At 63.6% G+C, this 23,327-nt stretch carries 20 protein-coding genes; 11 read left to right on the top strand and 9 right to left on the bottom strand.

From position 1 onward, the window contains the following. The first annotated feature begins 65 nt into the window (after window positions 1-65). The 7 genes from IAE34_RS11280 to pdxJ all read left to right on the top strand — a co-directional run bounded on the left by IAE34_RS11280 (window position 66) and on the right by pdxJ (window position 7,634). Window positions 66-1,466 carry a DegQ family serine endoprotease gene (locus tag IAE34_RS11280; RefSeq protein WP_442793199.1) on the top strand — a complete coding sequence of 467 codons (1,401 nt, stop codon included), beginning with the start codon at window positions 66-68 and terminating at the stop codon, window positions 1,464-1,466. Window positions 1,467-1,647: 181 nt separating this feature from the next. After that, window positions 1,648-3,447 carry a translation elongation factor 4 gene (gene lepA, locus IAE34_RS11275; RefSeq protein WP_200139034.1) on the top strand — a complete coding sequence of 600 codons (1,800 nt, stop codon included), beginning with the start codon at window positions 1,648-1,650 and terminating at the stop codon, window positions 3,445-3,447. A gap of 5 nt (window positions 3,448-3,452) precedes the next feature. Then, complete coding sequence (gene lepB, locus IAE34_RS11270; RefSeq protein ID WP_200139033.1) at window positions 3,453-4,307, top strand: signal peptidase I; 855 nt, start codon at window positions 3,453-3,455, stop codon at window positions 4,305-4,307. Window positions 4,308-4,465: 158 nt separating this feature from the next. Further along, entirely contained in the window at window positions 4,466-5,155 is a 690-nt protein-coding gene (gene rnc, locus IAE34_RS11265) for a ribonuclease III (protein WP_200139032.1), read from the top strand. Continuing rightward, entirely contained in the window at window positions 5,148-6,050 is a 903-nt protein-coding gene (era, locus tag IAE34_RS11260) for a GTPase Era (protein WP_200139031.1), read from the top strand. Before rnc ends, era begins: the two co-directional genes overlap by 8 nt. Window positions 6,051-6,157: 107 nt before the next feature. Next, complete coding sequence (gene recO / locus IAE34_RS11255) at window positions 6,158-6,841, top strand: DNA repair protein RecO (protein WP_200139030.1); 684 nt, start codon at window positions 6,158-6,160, stop codon at window positions 6,839-6,841. 43 nt (window positions 6,842-6,884) lie between these two features. Further along, window positions 6,885-7,634 carry a pyridoxine 5'-phosphate synthase gene (gene pdxJ, locus IAE34_RS11250; protein WP_200139029.1) on the top strand — a complete coding sequence of 250 codons (750 nt, stop codon included), beginning with the start codon at window positions 6,885-6,887 and terminating at the stop codon, window positions 7,632-7,634. Between the two features lie 27 nt (window positions 7,635-7,661). Here the strand turns inward: pdxJ and cmoB are convergent, their stop codons facing one another. Together cmoB and cmoA are read right to left on the bottom strand one after the other, a co-directional pair. Further along, window positions 7,662-8,618, bottom strand: a complete 957-nt coding sequence (cmoB, locus tag IAE34_RS11245) for a tRNA 5-methoxyuridine(34)/uridine 5-oxyacetic acid(34) synthase CmoB (protein ID WP_200139028.1) — start codon at window positions 8,616-8,618, stop codon at window positions 7,662-7,664. Beyond that, on the bottom strand, window positions 8,615-9,376 hold the full coding sequence (gene cmoA, locus IAE34_RS11240) for a carboxy-S-adenosyl-L-methionine synthase CmoA (protein ID WP_200139027.1): 762 nt from the start codon (window positions 9,374-9,376) through the stop codon (window positions 8,615-8,617). The genes cmoB and cmoA overlap by 4 nt, the downstream gene beginning before the upstream one ends. 229 nt (window positions 9,377-9,605) lie before the next feature. On the opposite strand from cmoA, the gene IAE34_RS11235 reads away from it, so the two are divergent. Then, a complete protein-coding gene (locus IAE34_RS11235; protein ID WP_200139026.1) occupies window positions 9,606-10,811 on the top strand; it encodes an alpha-xenorhabdolysin family binary toxin subunit A in 1,206 nt (401 codons plus the stop codon). Next, on the top strand, window positions 10,808-11,749 hold the full coding sequence (locus IAE34_RS11230; protein ID WP_200139025.1) for an alpha-xenorhabdolysin family binary toxin subunit B: 942 nt from the start codon (window positions 10,808-10,810) through the stop codon (window positions 11,747-11,749). Before IAE34_RS11235 ends, IAE34_RS11230 begins: the two co-directional genes overlap by 4 nt. Before the next feature lie 6 nt (window positions 11,750-11,755). On the opposite strand, the gene IAE34_RS11225 is transcribed toward IAE34_RS11230, so the two are convergent. The 5 genes from IAE34_RS11225 to IAE34_RS11205 form a co-directional block, all read right to left on the bottom strand. After that, window positions 11,756-12,148, bottom strand: a complete 393-nt coding sequence (locus tag IAE34_RS11225) for a protease inhibitor I42 family protein (protein ID WP_200139024.1) — start codon at window positions 12,146-12,148, stop codon at window positions 11,756-11,758. Window positions 12,149-12,246: 98 nt separating this feature from the next. Next, entirely contained in the window at window positions 12,247-14,667 is a 2,421-nt protein-coding gene (gene lon, locus IAE34_RS11220) for an endopeptidase La (protein WP_200139023.1), read from the bottom strand. A 162-nt stretch (window positions 14,668-14,829) separates the two neighbouring features. Next, complete coding sequence (locus IAE34_RS11215) at window positions 14,830-17,241, bottom strand: glucose/quinate/shikimate family membrane-bound PQQ-dependent dehydrogenase (protein ID WP_200139022.1); 2,412 nt, start codon at window positions 17,239-17,241, stop codon at window positions 14,830-14,832. 31 nt (window positions 17,242-17,272) lie between these two features. Beyond that, window positions 17,273-18,619 carry a carbohydrate porin gene (locus IAE34_RS11210; RefSeq protein WP_200139021.1) on the bottom strand — a complete coding sequence of 449 codons (1,347 nt, stop codon included), beginning with the start codon at window positions 18,617-18,619 and terminating at the stop codon, window positions 17,273-17,275. Window positions 18,620-18,875: 256 nt separating this feature from the next. Beyond that, complete coding sequence (locus tag IAE34_RS11205) at window positions 18,876-20,885, bottom strand: TonB-dependent receptor (protein ID WP_200139020.1); 2,010 nt, start codon at window positions 20,883-20,885, stop codon at window positions 18,876-18,878. A 237-nt stretch (window positions 20,886-21,122) separates the two neighbouring features. Between IAE34_RS11205 and IAE34_RS11200 the strand changes: the two genes are divergently transcribed. Next, window positions 21,123-21,344: a VF530 family DNA-binding protein gene (locus IAE34_RS11200; RefSeq protein ID WP_200139019.1), complete on the top strand. Its 222-nt coding sequence runs from the start codon at window positions 21,123-21,125 to the stop codon at window positions 21,342-21,344. Then, the gene (locus tag IAE34_RS11195) at window positions 21,341-21,976 is read left to right on the top strand and encodes a Pr6Pr family membrane protein (RefSeq protein WP_200139018.1); all 636 of its coding nucleotides are present in this window, start codon (window positions 21,341-21,343) and stop codon (window positions 21,974-21,976) included. The genes IAE34_RS11200 and IAE34_RS11195 overlap by 4 nt, the downstream gene beginning before the upstream one ends. A 45-nt stretch (window positions 21,977-22,021) precedes the next feature. On the opposite strand, the gene IAE34_RS11190 is transcribed toward IAE34_RS11195, so the two are convergent. Both IAE34_RS11190 and IAE34_RS11185 read right to left on the bottom strand, forming a co-directional pair. Then, window positions 22,022-22,783, bottom strand: a complete 762-nt coding sequence (locus IAE34_RS11190) for a siderophore-interacting protein (protein ID WP_200139017.1) — start codon at window positions 22,781-22,783, stop codon at window positions 22,022-22,024. Continuing rightward, complete coding sequence (locus IAE34_RS11185; RefSeq protein ID WP_200139016.1) at window positions 22,780-23,319, bottom strand: PadR family transcriptional regulator; 540 nt, start codon at window positions 23,317-23,319, stop codon at window positions 22,780-22,782. The genes IAE34_RS11190 and IAE34_RS11185 overlap by 4 nt, the downstream gene beginning before the upstream one ends. Window positions 23,320-23,327 lie beyond the last annotated feature (8 nt).

The raw sequence follows: 23,327 nt of genomic DNA, 5'->3' as shown, positions 1-23,327 counted from the left end.
CTGCTAACTACGCTCGATGTGACGGGAGCCGTATGTCAATACCACGTTTGAAATCCTACCTATCGATGTTCGCCGCCGTGCTGATGCTTGGCCAGGTGCTCACTGCCCAGGCGCAGGAAGCCTTGCCGGACTTCACCACCCTGGTCGAGCAGGCCTCGCCGGCGGTGGTCAACATCAGTACCAAGCAGAAGCTGCCCGACCGCCGGGTGGCGGCTGGCCAGATGCCGGATCTGGAAGGTCTGCCGCCGATGTTCCGCGAATTCTTCGAGCGCAACATGCCGCAGCAGCCTCGCTCTCCCCGAGGCGACCGCCAGCGTGAGGCGCAGTCGCTGGGGTCGGGTTTCATCATCTCCCCCGATGGCTACGTGCTGACCAACAACCATGTGGTCGCCGACGCCGATGAAATCATCGTGCGCCTGTCCGATCGCAGCGAATTGCAGGCCAAGCTGGTCGGCACCGATCCGCGCACCGACGTGGCCCTGCTCAAGGTCGATGGCAAGAACCTGCCCACCGTGAAGCTGGGCGATTCGGAAAAACTCAAGGTCGGCGAGTGGGTGCTGGCGATCGGCTCGCCGTTCGGCTTCGATCACTCCGTCACCAAGGGCATCGTCAGCGCCAAGGGGCGCACCCTGCCCAACGACACCTATGTGCCGTTCATCCAGACCGACGTCGCCATCAATCCGGGTAACTCCGGCGGGCCGCTGTTCAACATGAATGGCGAAGTGGTGGGTATCAACTCGCAGATCTTCACCCGTTCCGGTGGGTTCATGGGCCTGTCGTTCGCCATCCCGATCGACGTGGCCCTGGACGTCTCCAATCAGTTGAAGAAAGACGGCAAGGTCAGCCGCGGCTGGCTGGGCGTGGTCATCCAGGAGGTCAACAAGGACCTCGCCGAGTCCTTCGGCCTGGACAAGCCGGCCGGCGCGCTGGTCGCGCAGGTGTTGGACAACGGTCCGGCGGCCAAGGGCGGCCTGCAGGTGGGTGACGTGATCCTGAGCATGAACGGCCAGCCGATCGTCATGTCCGCCGACTTGCCGCATCTGGTCGGCGGCCTCAAGGATGGCCAGAAGGCCAAGCTGGAGATCATTCGCGACGGCAAGCGCCAGAACCTGGACGTCACCGTCGGTGCGCTGCCCGAAGACGATGCCGACATCGGCACGGGTGGCCAGGCAGGCGCCGAACGCAACAGCAACCGCCTGGGCGTCTCGGTGGCCGAGCTGAGCGATGAGCAGAAGAAATCCCTGGAGCTCAAGGGCGGTGTGGTCATCAAGGAAGTCCAGGACGGTCCGGCTGCCCTGATCGGCCTGCGTCCAGGCGACGTGATCAGCCATCTGAACAACCAGGCCATCACTTCGGCCAAGCAGTTCACCGAGATCGCCAAGGAACTGCCGAAAAATCGCTCGGTGTCCATGCGCGTGCTGCGCCAGGGTCGCGCCAGCTTCATCACCTTCAAGCTGGCCGAGTAAGCGGTCCGGTGCAGGAGAAGAGGGCAGCTGCGGCTGCCCTTTTTCGTGAGTGCCCGGCAGAGCTCACCCTGTAGTGGCGGGGCGGCGACAGAGGAATCTCCCATATCCGTTCGGCTTGCGTTACAATGCCCGGCTATTTTTTGGCGGGCGTCCGGCTCGCAGCCTTTTCGAGTGTTGACCTGTGAGTGATTTGAGTCATATCCGCAATTTCTCCATCATCGCCCACATCGACCATGGCAAGTCGACCCTGGCCGACCGATTCATCCAGATGTGCGGTGGCCTCACCTCGCGCGAAATGGAAGCCCAGGTCCTCGATTCCATGGACCTGGAGCGTGAGCGCGGTATCACCATCAAGGCCCACAGCGTCACGCTGCACTACAAGGCGCAGGACGGCAAAACCTACCAGCTCAACTTCATCGACACCCCCGGCCACGTCGACTTCACCTATGAAGTCTCGCGCTCTCTAGCGGCCTGCGAAGGTGCGCTGCTGGTCGTCGATGCCGGTCAGGGAGTGGAGGCGCAGTCGGTCGCCAACTGCTACACCGCCATCGAGCAGGGCCTGGAGGTCATGCCGGTACTGAACAAGATGGATCTGCCCCAGGCCGATCCGGATCGCGTCAAGGACGAGATCGAGAAGATCATCGGCATCGACGCCACCGACGCCGTGGCGTGCAGCGCCAAGAGCGGCATGGGCGTGGACGAGGTGCTCGAGCGCCTGGTGCACACCATTCCCGCGCCTGTGGGCGACATCGAAGCGCCGTTGCAGGCGCTGATCATCGACTCCTGGTTCGACAACTACCTGGGCGTAGTCTCGCTGGTGCGCGTTCGCCAGGGTCGGGTCAAGAAGGGCGACAAGATTCTGGTCAAGTCTACCGGCAAGGTGCATCTGGTCGACAGCGTCGGCGTGTTCACCCCCAAGCACACCGCCACCGCCGACCTCAAGGCCGGTGAAGTGGGCTTCATCATCGCCAGCATCAAGGACATTCACGGAGCGCCGGTCGGCGACACCCTGACCCTCTCCAGCACCCCTGAAGTGCAGGTACTGCCGGGCTTCAAGAAAATCCAGCCGCAGGTCTACGCCGGCCTGTTCCCGGTCAGCTCCGACGACTTCGAAGACTTCCGCGACGCGTTGCAGAAGCTCACCCTCAACGATTCGTCGCTGCAGTACATGCCGGAAAGCTCCGATGCCCTGGGCTTCGGTTTCCGCTGCGGCTTCCTGGGCATGTTGCACATGGAGATCATCCAGGAGCGCCTGGAGCGCGAATACGACCTGGACCTGATCACCACGGCGCCGAGCGTGATCTACGAGCTGGAGTTGAAGACCGGTGAAACCATCGTGGTCGACAACCCCTCCAAGCTCCCGGACGTCTCCTCTGTGGTCGACTTCCGCGAGCCGATCGTGACCGCGACCATCCTCGTGCCTCAGGAGCACCTGGGCAACGTCATCACCCTGTGCATCGAGAAGCGTGGCGTGCAGCGCGACATGCAGTTCCTCGGCAGCCAGGTACAGGTGCGTTACGACATGCCGATGAACGAAGTGGTGCTGGACTTCTTCGATCGCCTGAAGTCAACCAGCCGCGGTTACGCGTCTCTGGACTATCATTTCGATCGTTACCAGTCGGCCAACCTGGTCAAGCTGGACGTGCTGATCAACGGCGACAAGGTCGATGCCCTGGCCTTGATCGTGCACCGCGACAACGCGGCCTACAAGGGCCGCGCGTTGACCGAGAAGATGAAGGAACTGATCCCTCGGCAGATGTTCGATGTGGCGATCCAGGCAGCCATCGGCGGTCAGATCATCGCGCGGACCACTGTCAAGGCGCTCAGAAAGAACGTACTGGCCAAGTGTTACGGTGGCGACGTGAGCCGTAAGAAGAAGCTGCTGGAGAAGCAGAAGGCCGGTAAGAAACGCATGAAGCAGGTGGGTAACGTGGAGATTCCACAGGAAGCCTTCCTTGCCGTGCTCAGGTTGGATAGCTAGGTCCTATGTCGCTAAATTTCCCGCTGTTGCTTGTCATCGCCGTCATCGTCTGCGGTCTGCTGGGTCTGATCGATCTGCTGTTCCTGGCCCCGCGCCGGCGGGCGGCAATCGCCAACTACCAGGGCAGCGTCAGCCAGCCCGAGGTGGCGGTGGTCGAACGCCTGAACAAGGAGCCGTTGCTGGTCGAATACGGCAAATCGTTCTTCCCGGTGCTGTTCATCGTCCTGGTGCTGCGCTCGTTCCTGGTCGAACCCTTCCAGATTCCGTCGGGTTCCATGAAGCCGACCCTGGAAGTGGGCGATTTCATCCTGGTGAACAAGTTCTCCTATGGCATTCGTCTGCCGGTGATCGACAAGAAGGTCATCCCGGTAGGTGATCCGCAGCGTGGGGACGTCATGGTGTTCCGCTACCCGAGCGACCCCAGCGTCAACTACATCAAGCGTGTGGTCGGTATACCTGGCGACCGTATTCGCTACACCAACGAGAAGCGCTTGTACGTCAACGACCAGCTGGTCGCCGAGCAGCTGGTCGGCAGCGAAGCGGGCTCGCTCGGAAGCGCCGAGCTGTACCAGGAAAAGCTGGGCAAGGCCGAGCACCTGATTCGCAAGGAAATGAGCCGCTATCGCATGCCGCCCGACCAGCAGTGGACCGTGCCGGCCGGCCATTACTTCATGATGGGCGACAACCGTGACAACTCCAACGACAGCCGCTTCTGGGACGATCCGAACATCCCGCGCGAGCTGCATGGCATGGTTCCGGACCGCAACATCGTCGGCAAGGCCTTCGCGGTCTGGATGAGCTGGCCGGAGCCCAAGCTCAGCCATCTGCCGAATCTGTCCCGGGTCGGCCTGATCCATTGATTCCCCTCGGCGCTGTCCCCGGACGGCGCCGAATGCATTTCTGACATAGGCTGTGTCTTCAGGGATGAACCCTTCCACCGTCGCCTGGCGACGCGACACGGCCAAACAGTCTTTCAGGATGTTGATTTGAACGCGTCTAACAACGATGGGGTGGCTGCATGAACGCTTCCCTCGAACGCCTGGAGCGCAAGCTCGGCTATACCTTTCAGAATCGCGACCAGATGCTTCTGGCGCTGACCCACCGCAGCTACGCCGGGCGCAACAACGAGCGCCTGGAGTTCCTCGGTGACGCCATCCTCAATTTCGTCGCCGGTGAGGCGCTGTTCGAGCGTTTTCCCCAGGCGCGCGAAGGGCAGTTGTCGCGGCTGCGTGCGCGCTTGGTCAAGGGCGAGACCCTGGCCCGCCTGGCGCGCGGTTTCGACCTGGGCGAGTACTTGCGCCTGGGCTCGGGCGAGCTCAAGAGCGGCGGCTTTCGTCGCGAGTCGATCCTCGCCGATGCCCTGGAGGCCTTGATCGGCGCCATCTATCTGGATGCCGACATGCAGACGGCCCGCGAGCGCATTCTCGCCTGGCTGGCCGACGAGTTCGAGGGGCTGACGCTGGTCGACACCAACAAGGACCCCAAGACGCGTCTGCAGGAATACCTGCAATCGCGCGCCTGCGACCTGCCGCGCTACGAAGTGGTGGACATCCAGGGCGAACCACACTGCCGCACCTTCTTCGTCGAATGCGAAGTGGTGCTGCTGAACAACAAGAGCCGTGGACAGGGCGTGAGCCGGCGCATCGCCGAGCAGGTCGCCGCCGCCGCCGCATTGATCGCCCTGGGCGTGGAGAATGGCAATGACTGAGAACACCCCGACCCGTTGCGGCTACGTCGCCATCGTCGGCCGCCCCAACGTGGGCAAGTCCACCCTGCTCAACCATATCCTGGGGCAGAAGCTGGCGATCACCTCGCGCAAGCCGCAGACTACCCGGCACAACATGCTCGGCATCAAGACCGAGGGTGAGGTGCAGGCGATCTACGTCGACACGCCCGGCATGCACAAGGCAAACGACAAGGCCCTTAACCGCTACATGAATCGCAACGCCTCGGCCGCCCTGAAGGACGTCGACGTGGTGATCTTCGTGGTCGACCGTACCCGCTGGACCGATGAGGACCAACTGGTGCTCGAGCGCGTGCAGTACGTCGAGGGCCCACTGATCCTGGCGGTCAACAAGACCGACCGCATGGAAGAGAAGGCCGAGTTGATCCCGCACCTGCAATGGCTGCAGGAGCAGTTGCCGAACGCGCAGATCGTGCCGATCTCCGCGCAGCAAGGGCACAATCTGGATTCGCTGGAAGCGCTGATCGCCAAGCAGTTGCCGGAGAACGAGCATTTCTTTCCGGAAGACCAGATCACCGATCGCAGCAGCCGTTTCCTGGCCGCCGAGCTGGTACGCGAGAAGATCATGCGCCAGCTGGGCGCGGAGCTGCCTTACCAGATCACCGTGGAAATCGAGGAATTCAAGCAGCAGGGCCACGTGCTGCACATCCACGCGCTGATCCTGGTCGAGCGCGATGGGCAGAAGAAGATCATCATCGGCGACAAGGGCGAGCGCATCAAGCGTATCGGTTCCGAGTCGCGCAAGGACATGGAAGTGCTGTTCGACGCCAAGGTCATGCTCAACCTGTGGGTCAAGGTCAAGGGTGGCTGGTCCGACGACGAGCGCGCGCTGCGTTCGCTGGGCTACGGCGACCTCTGAGGCCCAACGCCATGAGCCGTCGGACGTGACGCCCGCGGTCATGGCTGCGGCCTTCGCGGGGGCGTTCGCCGCGCCCCTGCGCCTCATCGAGTTTCACAGAGCGCCCCATGGACCATCCCAGCCCTCAGCTCGCCTACGTTCTGCACAGCCGACCCTACAAGGAAACCAGCGCGCTGGTGGATTTCCTCACGCCTGAAGGGCGTGTCCGTGCAGTGCTGCGCCGGGCACGCGGCAAGGGCGGCAGCAATGTGCGCCCGTTCGTGCCACTGGAGCTTGAGCTGCGGGGCCGTAGCGAGCTCAAGAGTGTGGTGCGCATGGATACTGTCGGCGTGGCCGGCTGGTTGCACGGCGAGGCGCTGTTCAGTGGGCTCTATCTGAACGAGCTGCTGATGCGCCTGCTGCCTGGCGAAGCGGCCCATCCGGTATTGTTCGAACACTATGGCCTGACATTGCAGGCCCTGGCGGCCGGACGCCCGCTGGAGCCGTTGTTGCGTGCCTTCGAATGGCGTCTGCTGGACGAACTGGGCTATGCCTTTTCCCTGAGCGAAGATGTCGACCAGGCGCCCGTGGTGGCCGAAGGGCTGTATCGCCTGCAGGTGGACGGCGGCCTGGAGCGCGTCGAGCTGTTCCAGCCCGGGCTGTTCAATGGCACCGAGCTGCTGGCGCTGGCCGAAGCGCAATGGGAAGCGCCGGGCGCCCTGCTGGCCGCCAAGCGACTGATGCGCCAGGCACTGGCGGTGCACCTGGGGCCCAAGCCGCTGGTCAGCCGCGAACTGTTTCGAAAGCGCTGAGCACGACGTATGCTGTGGGGCTCAATCTTCAGGAGAGCCTTTCGTGACCCAGAGCAACCGCATCCTTCTCGGCGTCAACATCGACCATGTGGCGACCTTGCGCCAGGCCCGGGGTACCCGCTACCCAGACCCGGTCAAGGCGGCGCTGGATGCCGAGCAGGCGGGCGCCGACGGCATCACCGTGCACTTGCGTGAAGATCGCCGGCATATCCAGGAGCGCGACGTCCTGCTGCTCAAGGACGTGCTGCAGACTCGCATGAACTTCGAAATGGGCGTGACCGAGGAAATGATGGCATTCGCCGAGCGGATCCGACCGGCGCACATCTGCCTGGTGCCGGAGACCCGTCAGGAACTGACCACCGAGGGCGGCCTGGACGTCGCCGGCCAGGAAGCGCGCATTCAAAAGGCAGTCGAGCGGCTGTCACGCACCGGAGCCGAAGTCTCGCTGTTCATTGATGCCGATCCGCGCCAGATCGAGGCCTCCCGTCGCGTCGGTGCGCCTGCCGTCGAATTGCACACCGGACGTTACGCCGATGCGCAGACGCCTGACGAGGTGGCCGAGGAGTTGCAGCGTATCGTCGACGGTGTCGCCTGTGGTCTGGCCCAGGGGCTGGTGGTCAATGCCGGGCATGGCCTGCATTACCACAACGTCGAGGCGGTCGCGGCCATCGAGGGCATCAACGAACTGAACATCGGCCATGCTCTGGTGGCCCACGCGCTGTTCGTCGGGTTCCCGGCGGCCGTGGCCGAGATGAAGGCGCTGATGCTGGCAGCGGCGCCTCGACGCAGCTGAATCAGCGGCTCGTCCGCGCGCCCTCGTTCACTTGCGTGCCAGCAGGGTGGCGCGGCGGGGTGCCGGCAGGCCCTCGACGGTCTTGCTGTGGTCGTCTGGGTCGAGGAAGTCTACCAGCGACTGGTAGCGCATCCACTCGGTACTGCGTTGTTCCTCGATGCCGGTGACGCTGACATCCACGCAGCGCACGTCGCTGAAACCTGCGCGGCGCAGCCAGCGTTCCAGCGCCGGTACCGACGGCAGAAACCACACGTTGCGCATCTGCGCGTAGCGGTCCTCGGGCACCAGTACCTGATGCTCGTCACCTTCGACCACCAGCGTTTCGAGCACCAGTTCGCCGCCTTTCACCAGGCAGTCCTTCAAGGCCAGCAGGTGCTCGATGGGTGAGCGACGGTGGTAGAACACCCCCATCGAGAAGACCGTGTCGAAGCCTTCCAGGTTGGCGGGCAGCTCCTCGAGCGCGAAGGGCAGGTGCCAGGCCGGCAAGTCGGGCAGGTACTTGTGCACGGCCTGGAACTGACAGAAGAACAGCCAGTTCGGATCGACGCCGATGACCATGTCCGCACCGGCGCCGAGCATGCGCCACTGGTAGTAGCCGTTGCCGCAACCCACGTCCAGCACGCGCTTGCCGTGCAGGTCCAGATGGGGGGCTACCCGCGACCATTTCCAGTCCGAGCGCCACTCGGTGTCCACATGCACTCCGAACAGGTCGAACGGGCCCTTGCGCCAGGGCGACAGCCCCATCAAGGCCTGCTGCATCTGCGCGCGCGTCGCGGGCTCGCAGGCGCAATCCAGGCGCAGGCCCGTGCTCAGGTCGATCTCGCTGGGCACCAGTGACGGCAATGCGGCCAGCGCGCCGCGCCAGCGCTCCAGGTCGCCGTGGCCTTTCTCCAGCTTGGTGTCCAGTTGGGCTTGCAGGCCCTGGGACCAGGCAGCCAGTGGGGTGCCCGCCAAGCGGCGGACGAGAGGGGACAGATCGATCATGGCAGCGCTATCAACGAGGCGAAATTGAGGCATTGGAACCAGGGCACCACCTTCGAGAAACCGGCTTCACGCAGGCGTCGCTCGTGGGTGGCGAGGGTATCGGGTTTCATGACATGTTCGATGGCGCTGCGCTTCTGGGCAATTTCCAGTTCGCTATAGCCGTTGGCACGCTTGAAGTCCAGGTGCAGCTCGTTGAGCAGTCGGTGGCTCTGGGCGTCTTCGAAGTGCAGCTTCTCCGAGAGCACCAGAGCGCCACCGGGCAGCAACGCCTGGCGAATGTCCGTCAGCAGCCCCTGGCGCTGCTCAGGTGCGATGAATTGCAGGGTGAAGTTCATCGCGATGAACGAGGCGGGCTGGAAGGACAACGCCAGGATATCGGCCTCCAGCACTTCTACCGGCAGCAGCTCCTGGAACATGGAGTCCTGTGCGGTGAGGTACTGGGTGCAGCGTTCGACCATCGCGGCCGAGTTGTCCACTGCGATCACCCGGCAGCCCTCGCTGCGCACGTGACGGCGCAGCGACTGGCTGACCGCGCCCAGCGACGCGCCCAGGTCGTACAGTGCGGTGTGGGGCTGGGCGAAACGCGCGCCCAGTACGCCGATGTTCTCGACGATGGTCGGGTAGCCCGGCACCGAGCGCTTGATCATGTCGGGAAACACCCGCACGACATCTTCGTTGAAGACGAAGTCGGGGACTCGATCAAGCGGCTGGGCGAACAGGCGATCTGAGGGGTGGCTCACAGCGGGCTCATGCGTCATCGGAAAAAAGGTGCACATTCTAGCAAAACCGACGCCCTGCGCCTGCATCCTCCACACGCCAGCCGCCGCATGGCAGTGGCTCCTCGGCTCAACGATCAGGCAGATCCCCGAGCATTTTCCCGCACGCCAGTTCGCGCGCAGCTGACTTCGTGGTCCATCCGTGACCGATACAGTGACTTTCCTGGCCTCTTCCCGAGGCCAGGCGTATGACTGGTAGAGGAGAGCGATCATGTCCGATGCTACTGCCGAACCCACTTCCGCCTCGTCAGGTTCACCCCCTCAGGGTAAGCCGTTCAATGAACTGACGGAAGAGGAGCGGGTTGAATTCATCCCGCAACAGATATTCGATTTCAAGAAGAGTGATCCGGCCTTCCTGTTCAGTCGGGATAACTTGCGAACGATAAAACGCTACCAGAGCGCGGTGAGCAGGTTGCCCACCACTCGTGAGGGTCTGGCAGGCGATATCAACCTGGATGCCCTCGGCCTCAAGGTCGATGACATCCTGCGCTTCTATACCAACCTGCACGCCCACGGCAACGCGTGGGATGACGTGGAAGACGCCTGTAAGAAGATGGGTAGCGACCTGCAGGTGTTCGCTGAAGAGTTCATCACCGAAGGGGTGAAGTTCATTTCCAAGCTGAAGACCACTGCGGCGTTGGACAGTGGCCTGGATCAGCTCCCCGAAGAAGCCAGCAAGAGCATTCCACTGTCCGACGTCGACCACCTCGCGTTCAAGGAGGCTGTGGATCTTTATCTGGATGCGATTCTGAGCTCCATTCGCGATGAGCTCAGGGTCATCGGCGAAGTGAAGCAACTCATCGACCACTTCGGCGACCAGATCACCACCAACCTGTCGCCTACGGCTCGTGGGTTGTTGGAGCATCTGGCGAAGGAAAGTTTGGATTCGAAGATCGCCAACATCGGGACGCAGTTGATCCTGCTCGATGGCATGATCGAAAAAAAGGCCAGCGAGTACGACAGTCTGGTCGGCGCGGCATTCTACGGACTGGCCTTCGGTCCGGCAGGCCTGGCCGTCTCGGGTGGGATCTACGGTGCGAAGGCAGAGGCGGTGCGGGCTGAAAAGAACGACTTGATCGTTAAGCGCGATGCGCTGATCAAACAGCAGTCCGATCTAGGCGAAGGCCTGGCGCATTTCCAGGCCCTGAAGAAGTCGGTGATGGACATCAGCTTCCGCCTGGTGGAAGTGCGTGCGGCAACCGCGAATCTAGAGGATGTTTGGGTGTTGCTCGAGTCGTACATGAATTCATCGATGAAGAAGGTCAATGCGATCACGACCAATGTACAACTGAAGAAGTTCGTCGTGCAGTTCGAGCGAGTCATTTCGCCGTGGCGCCATATCCTCAATATCTCCAAAAGCATTTCCGAAATTTTCAATGCGGTTATCAAAGATCCTTTAGAGGAGGGAGCGCCATGAAACCTGTCGCCCATGAACTACCGATGCCCGATATGTCGAGGTTGATGAGCATCGAAAAGGAGGTGCTTGCAATCTATCAGGACCAGACCAGCCAGTTGCTCCCCGCGGTGCGCGAGGAACTGCAGGACATCACCCGGTCGGTGAAGAAGGCCAACCAGGCCCTGCGCAAGGATGTGACCGCGAGCCTGGTGACGTTGAACGGCGACCTCGAGGGGCTCGAACAGAGCGCCACCGATGACCTCGACGAGCAAGAGCTGTTGCGTTCCCGTGGAGCGCTGCAGAGCGACATCCAACGTCTGACCCAAGTGATCGAGGCTGTGCAAGCGGACCGGCTTCCTGATCTGGCCGCTCCCAGGGCTGCCGCTGAAGCGGACATCGCGCAGAGCGCCACCGCCTTGCACGAAGTCGAACAGACGATCAAGAGTCGCGAAGCATCACTGGCGGAAATCGACAGCAGTCTGGCGCTGCTCAATGCGCCCTCGATCAGCCGGGCGCTGCGCCAGATGATTCCCGAGGACAAGGACATCGACTCAATTCTCCCAGCGATCAAGGGCCCTGCGGCATCGCCTGAGCTGGTCAAGGCCGCCATCGCCAAGTTGAATCAGCATCTGGACCTGCTGGAGCAAGGGCGTGAATATGCCAGTGTGCTCAAGGCGCGCAATAAAATGGCGCAGGCCCTCGACCAGGAAAAACACAATCTCGCTGTCATGCAGGAGGCGTCCAGGAATCTCGACGAGACGGTCAGCCAGTATCGTCACGCCGACGCCCTTCTGGAACTGCGTCAGCAATGGCTGACTCAGGCGCAGCGGTTCATCGAGGGTTGGAGCGTCGTCGACAAGGGCATGATGGACGCTGCCGATAGCAGCGCGTTGCTTGCGGCGTTGTTCACGGCGCGTGACTACCTGCTGGCGATACGCAGGCGCATCGAGGCCGCCTGAGGCGAATCACCTCACCTTGATCGCGCACTCGAAGGTCTGCACGGGCTGGACCTCCTGTGCCCAAGGCTGCTGATACACAAGGACCAGGTGGCCTTCGCCCGGCGTGCTGGCCTGATAACGCCAGGTGGAGGTGCCGGAGCTGCCGACCAGTCCGTTGTCCTCGGGGCTGTTGTAGATCTCCGGCCCCAGGCTGCGCAGCACATGCGCGGCTGGATCCCTGACCAGCCAGCGATAGCCGGTGGTGGGGTTGCTGGCCAGCGTCAGGGTCAGGGTCTGGCCGGTCGAGAGGCGTTGCGGGCATTCGCTCTCGGCATCCAGTTCGACGGGCTGACGGGACTGCTGGGCACAGCCGGCCAGCAGGGCAAGGCTCAGGGGAAGCGCAAGGTAGGGGATGGTCATGGTGGCTCCTCAAGCGACGATGCACCGAGGATAACCGAAGCGGGAAAAGCTGTGGGGCCGACGAGCGGCCCCACGTGCTTTCAGAACAGCGCCTTCTTTTAGAAAAGCACTTTCGCGACGTCCGCGAAGCGCTTGGCGAAATGCACGGTCAGCCCGTCACGAAGATAGGCCGGCAGCTCTTCGAAGTCGCCGCGGTTGGCCTCCGGCAGAATCAGCTCGTGGATTTTCTGTCGGCGTGCGGCAATGACTTTTTCTCGTACCCCGCCGATGGGCAGTACCTGCCCGGTCAGGGTCAATTCTCCAGTCATCGCCACGCCTTTCTTCGGCACCTGATCGCGCGCCAGTGACAGCAGCGCGCTGGCCATGGTGACCCCGGCGCTGGGGCCATCCTTGGGCGTAGCGCCTTCAGGCACGTGCAGATGAATGAACGCCTCGTTGAAGAAGCCCGGATCGCCCCCGTACTGCTTGAGATTGGAGCTGACGTAGCTGTAGGCGATTTCCGCAGACTCCTTCATCACATCACCCAGCTTGCCGGTGAGCTTGAAGCCGCGGTTGAGGGTATGAATGCGTGTCGCCTCGATCGGCAAAGTCGCCCCCCCCATGCTGGTCCAGGCCAGGCCGGTGATCACGCCCTTGCCTGCCAGGACCTGCTCGCTGCGGAACACCGGCATGCCCAGGGCGGGTTCGAGCTCCTTCGGCCCGATCTTGAGCTTGGCATCCGGGGTGTCCAGCAACTTCACGACCGCCTTGCGAACCAGCTTGCCCAATTGCTTTTCCAACTGACGCACACCGGCTTCCCGGGCGTACCCCTCGATGACCAGCCGCAGCGCGCTGTCACTGATGCTCAGGCTGGTCTTGGCCACACCGGCCTTGTCCAGCTGCTTGGGCCACAGGTGACGCTTGGCGATGGCCACCTTTTCCTCGGTGATGTAGCCGGACAGGCGAATCACTTCCATGCGGTCCAGCAGTGGCCCGGGAATCGAATCCAAGGTGTTGGCGGTACAGACGAACAGGACCTTGGACAGATCCAGGCGCAGGTCCAGGTAATGGTCGAGGAAGTCGACGTTCTGCTCGGGATCGAGAGTCTCGAGCAGCGCCGACGCCGGATCGCCCTGGTAGCTCTGGCCCATCTTGTCGATCTCGTCGAGCATGATCACCGGATTCATCACCTCGACATCCTTGAGTGCCTGCACCAGCTTGCCCGGCTGGGCGCCGATGTAGGTACGCCGGTGACCCTTGATTTCGGCCTCGTCACGCATGCCGCCGACGCTGAAGCGGTAGAACGGTCGCCCGAGCGACTCGGCGATCGACTTGCCGATGCTGGTCTTGCCCACCCCTGGCGGGCCCACCAGCAGCACGATGGAACCGCTGATCTCGCCTTTCCAGGCGCCCACGGCGAGGAACTCGAGAATGCGCTCCTTGATGTCGTCCAGCCCGGCGTGGTGCTGGTCGAGCACCTTGCGGGCGTGCTTGAGGTCGAGCTTGTCCTTGCCATACACGCCCCAGGGCAGGGCAGTGGCCCAGTCCAGGTAGTTGCGGGTGACGGCGTATTCCGGCGAGCCGGTTTCCAGGATCGACAGCTTGCCCATTTCCTCGTCGATGCGCTTCTTCGCCTGGTCGGGCAGGGTCTTGCCTTGCAGGCGCTGCTCGAACTGCTCCAGGTCGGCGCTGCGGTCGTCCTTGGTCAGGCCCAGCTCCTGCTGAATGACCTTGAGCTGCTCCTTGAGGAAGAATTCGCGCTGGTGCTCGCCGATCTGCCGATTCACCTCGGCCGAGATCTCGTTCTGCAGCCGGGCGACCTCGACCTCCTTGCGCAGCATCGGCAGGACTTTCTCCATGCGCCTGAGCATGGGCACGCAGTCGAGCACTTCCTGCAACTGGTTGCCGGTGGCCGAGGTGAGGGCCGCGGCGAAGTCGGTCAGCGGCGAGGGGTCGTTGGGACTGAAGCGGTTGAGGTAGTTCTTCAGTTCTTCGCTGTACAGCGGATTGAGCGGCAGCAGCTCTTTGATGGCGTTGATCAGCGCCATGCCGTAGGCCTTGACCTCGTCATTGGGCTCGGTGGGCTGACGCGGATACTCCACCTCCACCAGGTAGGGCGGGCGATGGTGCTTGAGCCAGGTGCGGATGCGCACGCGGGTCAGGCCCTGGGCGACGAACTGCAGCTTGCCGTTCTCGCGGCTGGCATGGTGCACCTTGACCAGCGTGCCGTACTCGGGCAAGGCCTTGGTGTCGAAATGACGATGGTCTTCAGCCGGGGTGTCCATGAAGAACAGGGCCAGGGTGTGGTGCTCGGTCTTGGCCACGAGGTCCAGGGTTTCTGCCCAGGGCTCTTCGTTGACGATGACCGGCAGCACTTGGGCGGGGAAGAACGGGCGATTGTGGATCGGTATCACATAGACCTTGTCCGGCAGTTGCTGGCCGGGCAGGGCGAGGGCATGACTGGTGCTGGTCTTGGCGTCGATGTGTTCGACCTGCTCATGCTCGTCGGGGTGTTCGGGGAAGTCCTGCTGGTCGCTCATGGGGCACCTGCGTGAATGGCTATGGTGCTTAGATGGGGCAAGCGGCCTGGGGTTTCAAGCAGCGCGAGCAAGCGTGGGATTTCGGGTGTCGAGCGGCCATGAAAAAGCGGGGCCGTCATGGCCCCGCTTGGGTCTTGCGTTGTGCGACCTGCAGGACTCGCGCTAGTGCGCGAGCTTGTAGGCGATGATGTAGTCGCCCATCTTGGTGCCCAGCGAGCCGTGGCCGCCGGCGACGATCAGCACGTACTGGGTGCCGTCCTTGCCGGTGTAGGTCATCGGCGTAGCCTGGCCGCCTGCTGGCAGACGGGCGCTCCACAGTTGCTTGCCATCGTTCACGTCATAGGCGCGCAGGTACTGATCCAGCGTACCGCTGAGGAAGCCCACGCCGCCGGCGGTGACCATCGAACCGCCCATGCTCGGCACGCCCACGGGCAGGCCGATCGGCACCGGCGTACTGTCACGCGTGGTGCCGTTCTTGTGCTTCCAAACCACCTTGTGGGTGAACAGGTCGATGGCGGCCACGTAGCCCCAGGCCGGTGCCTGGCAAGGCACGCCCAGTGGCGACATGAACGGGTGCATGGTCACGGCGTACGGGGCGCCGGTGTTCGGCTGGATACCGCTGGTCTCGCTCTCGCGCTTGCTGTCGGCGGCGACCTCTGCGCGGGGGATCATCTTCGACACGAACGCCATGTAGTTCGGCGAGATGAACAGCAACTGACGCACTGGATCGACCGACACGCCGCCCCAGTTGAAGACGCCCACGTTGCCGGGGTAAACCAGCGTGCCCTGCTCGGACGGCGGGGTGTACTGGCCTTCGTAGCGCAGCTCGCGGAACTGGATACGGCACAGCATCTGGTCGAACGGCGTGGCGCCCCACATGGCCTGCTCGGTCAGTTCCGGCGCCAGCAGGTTCAGGTCCGAACGGGCTTGGGTCGGCGCGGTGAAGTCACCCTTGACCGCACCCTGGGGTACCGGGATCTCGCGGATCGGCACGATGGGCGTGCCGTCACGGCGGTCGAGCACGTACAGGCTGCCTTGCTTGGTCGGGACGATGACGGCCGGCTTGACGCCTTCGTCGGTCTTCATGTGCACCAGGGTCGGCTGGCTGCCGACGTCCATGTCCCACAGGTCATGGTGAGTGAACTGGTAGTTCCAGCGCGCCTTGCCGGTGGCCAGGTCGAGCGCGACGATGCCGGCGCTGTACTTCTCGGCACCAGGGGTACGGTCGGCACCGTACTGGTCGGGCATCTGGTTGCCCAGCGGCAGGTAGACCATGCCCAGCTCTTCGTCGACGCTGGCCAGCGACCACATGTTGGCCGAGTTGCGGCTGTAGGTCTTGCCAGGCGCCAGGGGCGCGGTGTCGTCGGGGTTGTTGCTGTCCCAGTTCCACACCAGGTGGCCGTCGTGCACGTCGTATGCGCGAATCACGCCGGACGGCTCGTTGGTCGACTCGTTGTCGGTCACGTGGCCACCGATGATCACCAGGTCACGGGTGACCGCTACCGGCGAGGTGGAGTAATAGCCGCCAGCGGTGAACGGCCCGATGCCGACCGTCAGGTCGATGGTGCCCTGGTTGGCGAAACCGTCGCAGACCTTGCCGCTGTCGGCGTTGATGGCGATCAGGCGGGCGTCGGCAGTGGGCAGGTACAGGCGGCGTGGACAGGCCTGCGCCACGGCTTTGCCGGCGTCGGAAATCTGCGGCGCGGGGCTGCCGTCGCGGCTGACGTAGCGGTTTTCGTCATAGTACGAAACGCCGCGGCAGGTCATGTGCGCGAACCCCTTGAAGGTACCCACCGAGCTCTTGAGCTGCGGATCGAAGCGCCAGATCTCGGCACCGGTGTCCGGGTCCAGGGCCAGCACCCGGCTGTGCGCGGTGCACGCGTAGAGCATGCCGTTGACCTTGAGCGGCGTATTCTCGTTGGTCAGTTCGACCGGATCGTTGTCGCTTGGCAGATCGCCCGTACGGATACGCCAGGCCTCTTCAAGACGATCGACGTTCTGCGCGGTGATCTGGCGCAGCGGCGAGTAGCGGTCGCCGTATTCGCTGCGGCCATAGGCCTGCCAGTCGCCGTCCGGCATGGCCGGTGCGGCGCTGGCCATCTCGCTGCTGTCCCGGCCCAGTTCGCCGAAGATTTCCCCCGGATGGGTGAACTGACTGGCCACGGCGCTGGCGCCGGAGGCGATCACCGCGACGCTGAGCAGGGCACCGTTGAAGTTCGAGGCCGGGCCACGCAACGGACGGCGCACCCAGGGCAGCAGCAGGACCACACCCAGCGCGAACCATAGTGACAGACGCGGCACCAGTTGCCACCAGTCCAGGCCCACTTCCCACAGCGCCCAGACGGTGCTGGCCAGCAGCACCGCGCCGTACAGGCCCAGGCCGATGCGGCGCAGGGCGATCAGCAGCACGCCGGACAAGGCGAAGCCGACGCCGCCGATCAGGTAATACAGCGATCCGCCCAGTTGGCTCAGTTTCAGGCCGCCGGCGATCAGGGCCAGGCCCATCAGCAGCAGCAGTACACCTAGCAGCCGGGGTAGCCAGCGGGGGCCGGGGGTGGCACCTTCAGTGCTCATCGTGGGTTCTCCGTTCGTTCGAGGGGTCATTTCAGAAACTGCTCTGGATCTTCAGGCCGCCGACCAGTGCGTCATCGACCTGCGACACGCCACCTGGATGGCGGATGTACTGCAGGTTCGGGCGCACGGTCAGCCAATTGGCCACGTGAATGCCGTAGTAGAGTTCGGCGCTGTATTCGGTGTCCTGGACAGGCAGGGAGCCGGGCTGGTCGTAGTCGTCCACAAGGTTGACCCGATTGATCAGGCGGGCATTCTTGCGGTAGGCCGGATTGACGTGCACGCGGGCCAGGGCGAAGCCGATGTCGTCCTTGGCGCGGGCGTCGAAAGGGCCTTTGTACACCAGGCCTGCCTGAACATAGTTGTCGATGATATTGGTCTTCTTGTCGTGCATCGTGGCATTGGCGAACAGGCTCAGGCCGCGCGAAGCGTCGGAGGCCAGCGACGTCACCTGCTGCTGGGCGCCGAACCACACGCCCTGCTTGCTGGCACGGCTGCGATAGGCCTGGCCCGTCAGCGCCGCAGGCTGTGAATCAACGTCGCGGTAAACATCCTGTGCCTTGGCATTACTGTAGTAGTAGCCGGCGCGATATTCCCCTTTCAAGCCATTGACCTGCGGGCTCCACACCAGTTCTATCGGCATCAGCGCGCCTTGCGTGCCACTGCCACTGAGTTTGAAGCCATTACCCGTTTCCAGGTTCGAGGGGTTCTGTTCGTAGACGCCGATCTGCGCGTAGAGGTTCTCGTGTAGGTTGTATCTGACGCGCAAGGCCCATTGGCTCACCGGCCAGTTGTACCAGATGCCGCCCACCCAATTACCTACTTGCGAGCCGCAGAACGCCAGGTTCTGGAAGTCGCAGGGGAAGCTGTTGAAATCCTCGCCCTCGCCGAAGCGTCCGGCCTTGATGTCCAGGGCACCGTCGAGGTACTTCTGCCTGAACCACATCTGGGTCAGGCGCCAGGTCTGGCCGCGACCCCAGACTTCCTGGGCGGAAGTGAACCCGCCGACACGTGGGTCGTTGATTCGGTCATTGCTGATGTTGCGGCCGCTGCGTTCGGTGACGGTGAGCTGGAATTCGCTGTCCTGCCAACCCAGCAACTTCTGCAGGTCGAAGTGGGTGCCCAAGGTGAGCTGGTCGCTGTAGCGAGCAGTGCGGTCATGATCGTAGCCGCCGTGCAGGTTGCTGCCCATTTCGCCGGTGTAGCCCAGAGTGAAATCGTAGCCCTGTTGTTGCAGGCGCTGACGAGTGCCGCCCCAGTCGCCCAGCATCCAGGGCGAGTCGGTGGCAAATGGCGAGTCGGCCACGGCGGGCGATGCCAGGCTGGCGAGCACCGTGGTCAAGACGATGCCGGGAAGGCGTGAGTTGGGCAGTTGAAACATGAGATAGCGCTGTCTTTTTAGAGTGTGGGGAAAACGCAAGCGCATCAAAGAGCTGCTCTCTGATGACGAAGGCTGCAAGGGATAATTAGTGAAGCGTTTCAGCTTGCGGCGGGGAGGATATAGAGGATGGTCACGGAAAAAAAGACAGAATGTCGCAGGGCATTGTTGTGGAGGCGGTAAGAGTGCAGTGCCGTCGAATACGGACCGCCCCCTCTGATTCCCTGGGAGCAGCCCGTCGTACTTCAGCGAGCGGGCGTCAGAACCGGGTGGTCAGTCCGACTTCGACACTGCGCCCCGGTGCCGGGGCGATGTCACGCAGAATCGAGCTGGCGTAGCGGACCGTCTGGTCGGTCAGGTTCTCGCCGCGCACGAACGCCAGCCATTGGCTCTGGCCGATGTCGAAGCGATAGCCGACGCTCGCGCCCAGGGTGGTGTAGCCATCGGTGCTGGTTTCGTTGGCCGGCTTGCGATGCTGCGCCGAGGCATGCTGTACATCCACTCGCGCCTGCCAGCGATCCAGCTCCCACAGCAGTCCGGTGTTGACGCGCAGCGGTGCGATGCGTGGCAGCGGCTCGCCGGTGTCGAGGTTCTTGGCACGGGTATAGTCACCGGACAGTTCCAGGGCGAAACGGCCATAGCGGTTTTCCAGCAGTTTCCAGTGATCCTGGGCTTCGATGCCGTAGAAGCGCGCCCGCACGCCGGTGTAGCGGTACTCCGGGATCAGGTCGTCTTCGTCTTCGCCTTCGCGCTCGACTCCGCTGCCGATCAGACCGATGTAGTTGCGAAAATGGCTGTAGAACACCCCCACGCTGCCCTTGTGGGTGCCGTTGTCGAAGCGCAGGGCCAGGTCGCCGGAAATGGCCTTTTCCTTGTTCAGGTCGGCATCGCCCACCTCGTAGGTGCCGGTCGCCACGTGGGCACCATTGGCGTACAGCTCGTAGAAGGTCGGGGCACGCTCGGTGTAGCCCAGGTTCGCCGCCAGCGCCCAGACCGAATCGAGTTGATAGACCGCCCCGGACGACAGGCTCCAGGCATTGAAGCTGTCGGTGCCGTCGGCGTGGACGAAGCGCTCGTTGCCCTGGCTGTCCGGATCGACACGGGTGTGCTCCAGGCGCGCGCCCAGGCTCAGGTTCAAGCGCTCGGTGGCTTGCCACTGTTCGAGCATGAACAGCGCGAGGCTGTCGGTATCGGTCTGCGGAACGAAGGCTTCCTCGCCCAGCGCCGAGAACTCGCTGCGGTTCACCTGAGCGCCGACCACGCCCTCGACCGGCCCGATGGGCTGGTGACGGGCCTCGATACGCGCTTCGTAGCCCTTGTTCTTGAACGTGGTGCCCACTTCGCCGTCTTCGATCTCACGGTGCTTGTATTCGGTGTAGCCGGCATCGACCTTGATCGAGCTGAACAACCCCTCGAGGTCGCGCAATTCCGAGGCGAAGGCATAGTGATCCTGTTCCATGTCCAGGCGTACACCCGGCTCGGCGACCGAACCGTAGTTGCCGTCGTAACGGCTATAGGACAGGCCGGCATAACCATGATCCCACTGATACGAGCCGCCGATCGCGCCGCCGTCCTGGCGACCGTCACTGTTCTCCAGACGGTGCTTGGAGCCTGCATCATCGGCATCGCGGACCCTGCTGCTGCGCGCATAGCCAGGGATGCGCAGGTCGTTGAACTGGCGGCTGTTGGCGTCCAGGTGCAGGGCGAACGTGCCGTCGCCCGCTTCCAGCTTGCCAGCGCTGCTGCGGGTGGTGTCGGCGCCGCCGTAGCGCAGTTCGCCAGCACCGTGGATGCCGTCGATGGGCGAATCGGGAATCCGATTGTCGAAGGTGTTGATCACCCCACCGATGGCATTGCCGCCATAGAGCAGGGCAGCCGGTCCGCGCACGATCTCGATGCGATCGACGTTGACCGGATCCAGCGGCACCGCATGGTCGTAGGACAGCGACGAAGCATCCAGGGCACCGACGCCATTGCGCAGGAGACGGATGCGGTCGCCGTCCATACCGCGGATGACTGGACGGCTCGCCCCCGGCCCGAACCAGGTGGACGCCACCCCGGGCTGCTTGTTCAGGGTCTCTCCCAGGCTGCCCTGCTGCTGTTGCAGCAACGCGTCACCCTCGAGCACGGTGCTGGGGGCGGCCAATTGCGAGTTGCCCAGGGGGTTGGCAGTGATCACCTGAGGTGCGAGCTCCAGCGCCTGGCCAGGTGATGAGGCCAGCCACAGCGCGACGGCGAGGGGAGACAGGACGAAAGATTTGGACAGCATGGCGAGGGGACATTCCTTGGCGGCAGATATTTATTGATACAATATAACATTGCCATTTACATATGGCACTACTGTTCATGCCCCGGGATGTGTGCGCTGACCCTGGGCTCTGGCTGAATAGCCTAGAAGCCGTCCCATGCAGGCGTGCTGACAATGCCGCCCGCAGCTACGCCGCGAATCGCACACCCAGCCTCTGCACTGGTGTAAGGTGCGCATCTTTCAACGCTGGAGAACGGCATGAGCACGGCGCAACACACCGCGCTGCACGGCAAGACGCTGGAGCAGATCCTGACCGAGCTGGTGGACCACTACCAATGGCAGGGGTTGGCCGAGCGTATCGATATCCGCTGCTTCAAGAGCGATCCGAGCATCAAGTCGAGCCTGACATTTCTGCGCAAGACGCCCTGGGCCCGGGAGAGGGTCGAGCAGTTGTACGTCAAGCTGCAGCGTCAGCGTTGAGGCGCCACCGCGCCTGGCTGACGGGCGCCGCGCTGCTCGGCTGGACCGGGCTGGCGATCCAGCTGTACCTGGTACTGTGGGCACGCTGGCAAGAGCAGGCCAGTCTCATCGGCGGGCTGATCAACCTGTTCGGCTATTTCACCGTGCTCAGCAATACGCTGGTGGCCACAGTGCTCAGCCATGCCGCCTTCGGCCGAGAAACAGCTGCGCGGCGCTGGTTCCTGACACCGGCGGTGAGCGCTGGCGTGCTGGTCAGCATCGTGCTGGTGGCCCTGGCCTACAGCCTGCTGCTGCGCGGCCTGTGGCACCCGCAAGGTTGGCAGCATCTGGCCGACGAGCTGCTGCACGACGTGATGCCGGTGGTGTTCACACTGTACTGGTGCGTGGCGGTGCCCAAGGGGCATCTGCGCCTGTGGCACCTGGCGGCCTGGAGCCTCTATCCGCTGACGTACTTCGTGTTCATGCTGTGGCGTGGGCATGAGATCGGCGTGTACCCCTATCCCTTCGTCGACGTCGCGAGCCTTGGCTATGCCCAGGTGACGCTCAACGGGCTGGGCGTGCTGGCCGGCTTCTGGGGGATCGGTGTGCTGCTGATCGGCCTCGACCGCTGGTGGGGCGCACGCCAAGGCTGAGACAGGCGCGACCGCGAGCGGTGCGCCATGCCGGGCGGTCAGCGGCTACTCGTCATCTGGCGTGCCTTCTGCACGCCAGTACGCCGCGGCCTTGAGCCGGTCTTCCGGCACACCCTTGTCCAGCAGCAGACGCTTGACCTGCCGGGTCAGGCCTTTCTCCAGCGCCACCCAGCCATACAGCCTGCCCTGCGGCAACGCCAGGTGCGCCACCCGGTCGAGCAGGTCCTCGGCATGCCGTCGTACCCAGATCACTTCCACCTGGGCCTGGCTGCCCAGCGGCTGGCGCTCGTGCTCGTCCTCGACCTCGATCACGGCCAGCACCTGGCGGCCAGCAGGCAAGGCTTCCAGCCGCCGGGCGATGGCCGGGATCGCTGTCTCGTCGCCGATCAGCAGGTAGCTGTCGAAGATGTCCGGGACCACCATGGAGGCGCGCGGCCCGGCGATGTCCAGGGTCTGGCCCGGCGCCGCCTGGGCGGCCCAGGTCGAGGCAGGACCGTCGCCGTGCAGCACGAAATCGATGTCCAGCTCCAGCGCCTGAAGGTCGATGCGCCGGGGCGTGTACTCGCGCATGGTCGGTCGCACGCTGCCCTCGCCACTCAGGTTGCGGGTATCGATCGCCTGCTGTTCCTGGGCGGTGCAGCCGAACAACAGCTTGATGTGATCGTCCGTGCCGAGGCTGACGAACCCGGCGAGCTCCGGCCCTCCCAGGGTGATGCGGCGCATGCGTGGAGTCAGCTCGGTCACGCGCAGCACGTGCAGGCGACGCTGGCGGATCGGGTGGTTGACGCGATGAATGGTGTCGTTCATGGGGTCTTCTCCTGTGGGGACGGCCCGCTGGCGATGGCCTTGGCGGTGTCGTCGAGCAGCCGCCGCACGCGCTCGATCTCCTCTGGCGTCCAGTGGCCACTGTGTAGGTGCAAGGCGTGGCGCAGATTACCGACCGCCTCATGGATTTCGGGTGGGCGATCCTGCCCCTTTAGAGCGCGGCGGCTCAGGTCGATGCGCGTACGCACGCCTTCCAGGGCGACGGCCTGATCATCCAGGGCACGCCGGCCGCTGTCGGTGATGACGTACTGGCGCTTGCTGCCCTCGATGTAGCCGGTGATCAGCTCCGCCTCTTCGAGGAAGCTCAAGGTGGGATAGATCACGCCAGGGCTGGGGCTGTAGCTGCCATCGAACAGCGCCTCGATCTGACGGATCAACTCGTAGCCATGCCCAGGTCGACCCGACGAGAGCATCGACAACAGCAGCAGCTTCAGGTCGCCGGGTGCGAAAACACGGGGGCCGCGCTCACTGCGGCCCACGCGGCGGTCAAGGGGATCGTTCGGTGCAGGCTCACGCATTTCACTGC

Origin of the sequence: Pseudomonas sp. S30 (assembly GCF_016518545.1) — a bacterium.
Lineage (GTDB): Bacteria > Pseudomonadota > Gammaproteobacteria > Pseudomonadales > Pseudomonadaceae > Aquipseudomonas.
The sequence above is the reverse complement of the archived record's forward strand: the minus strand, read 5'-3'. Positions and strand labels throughout refer to the sequence as shown.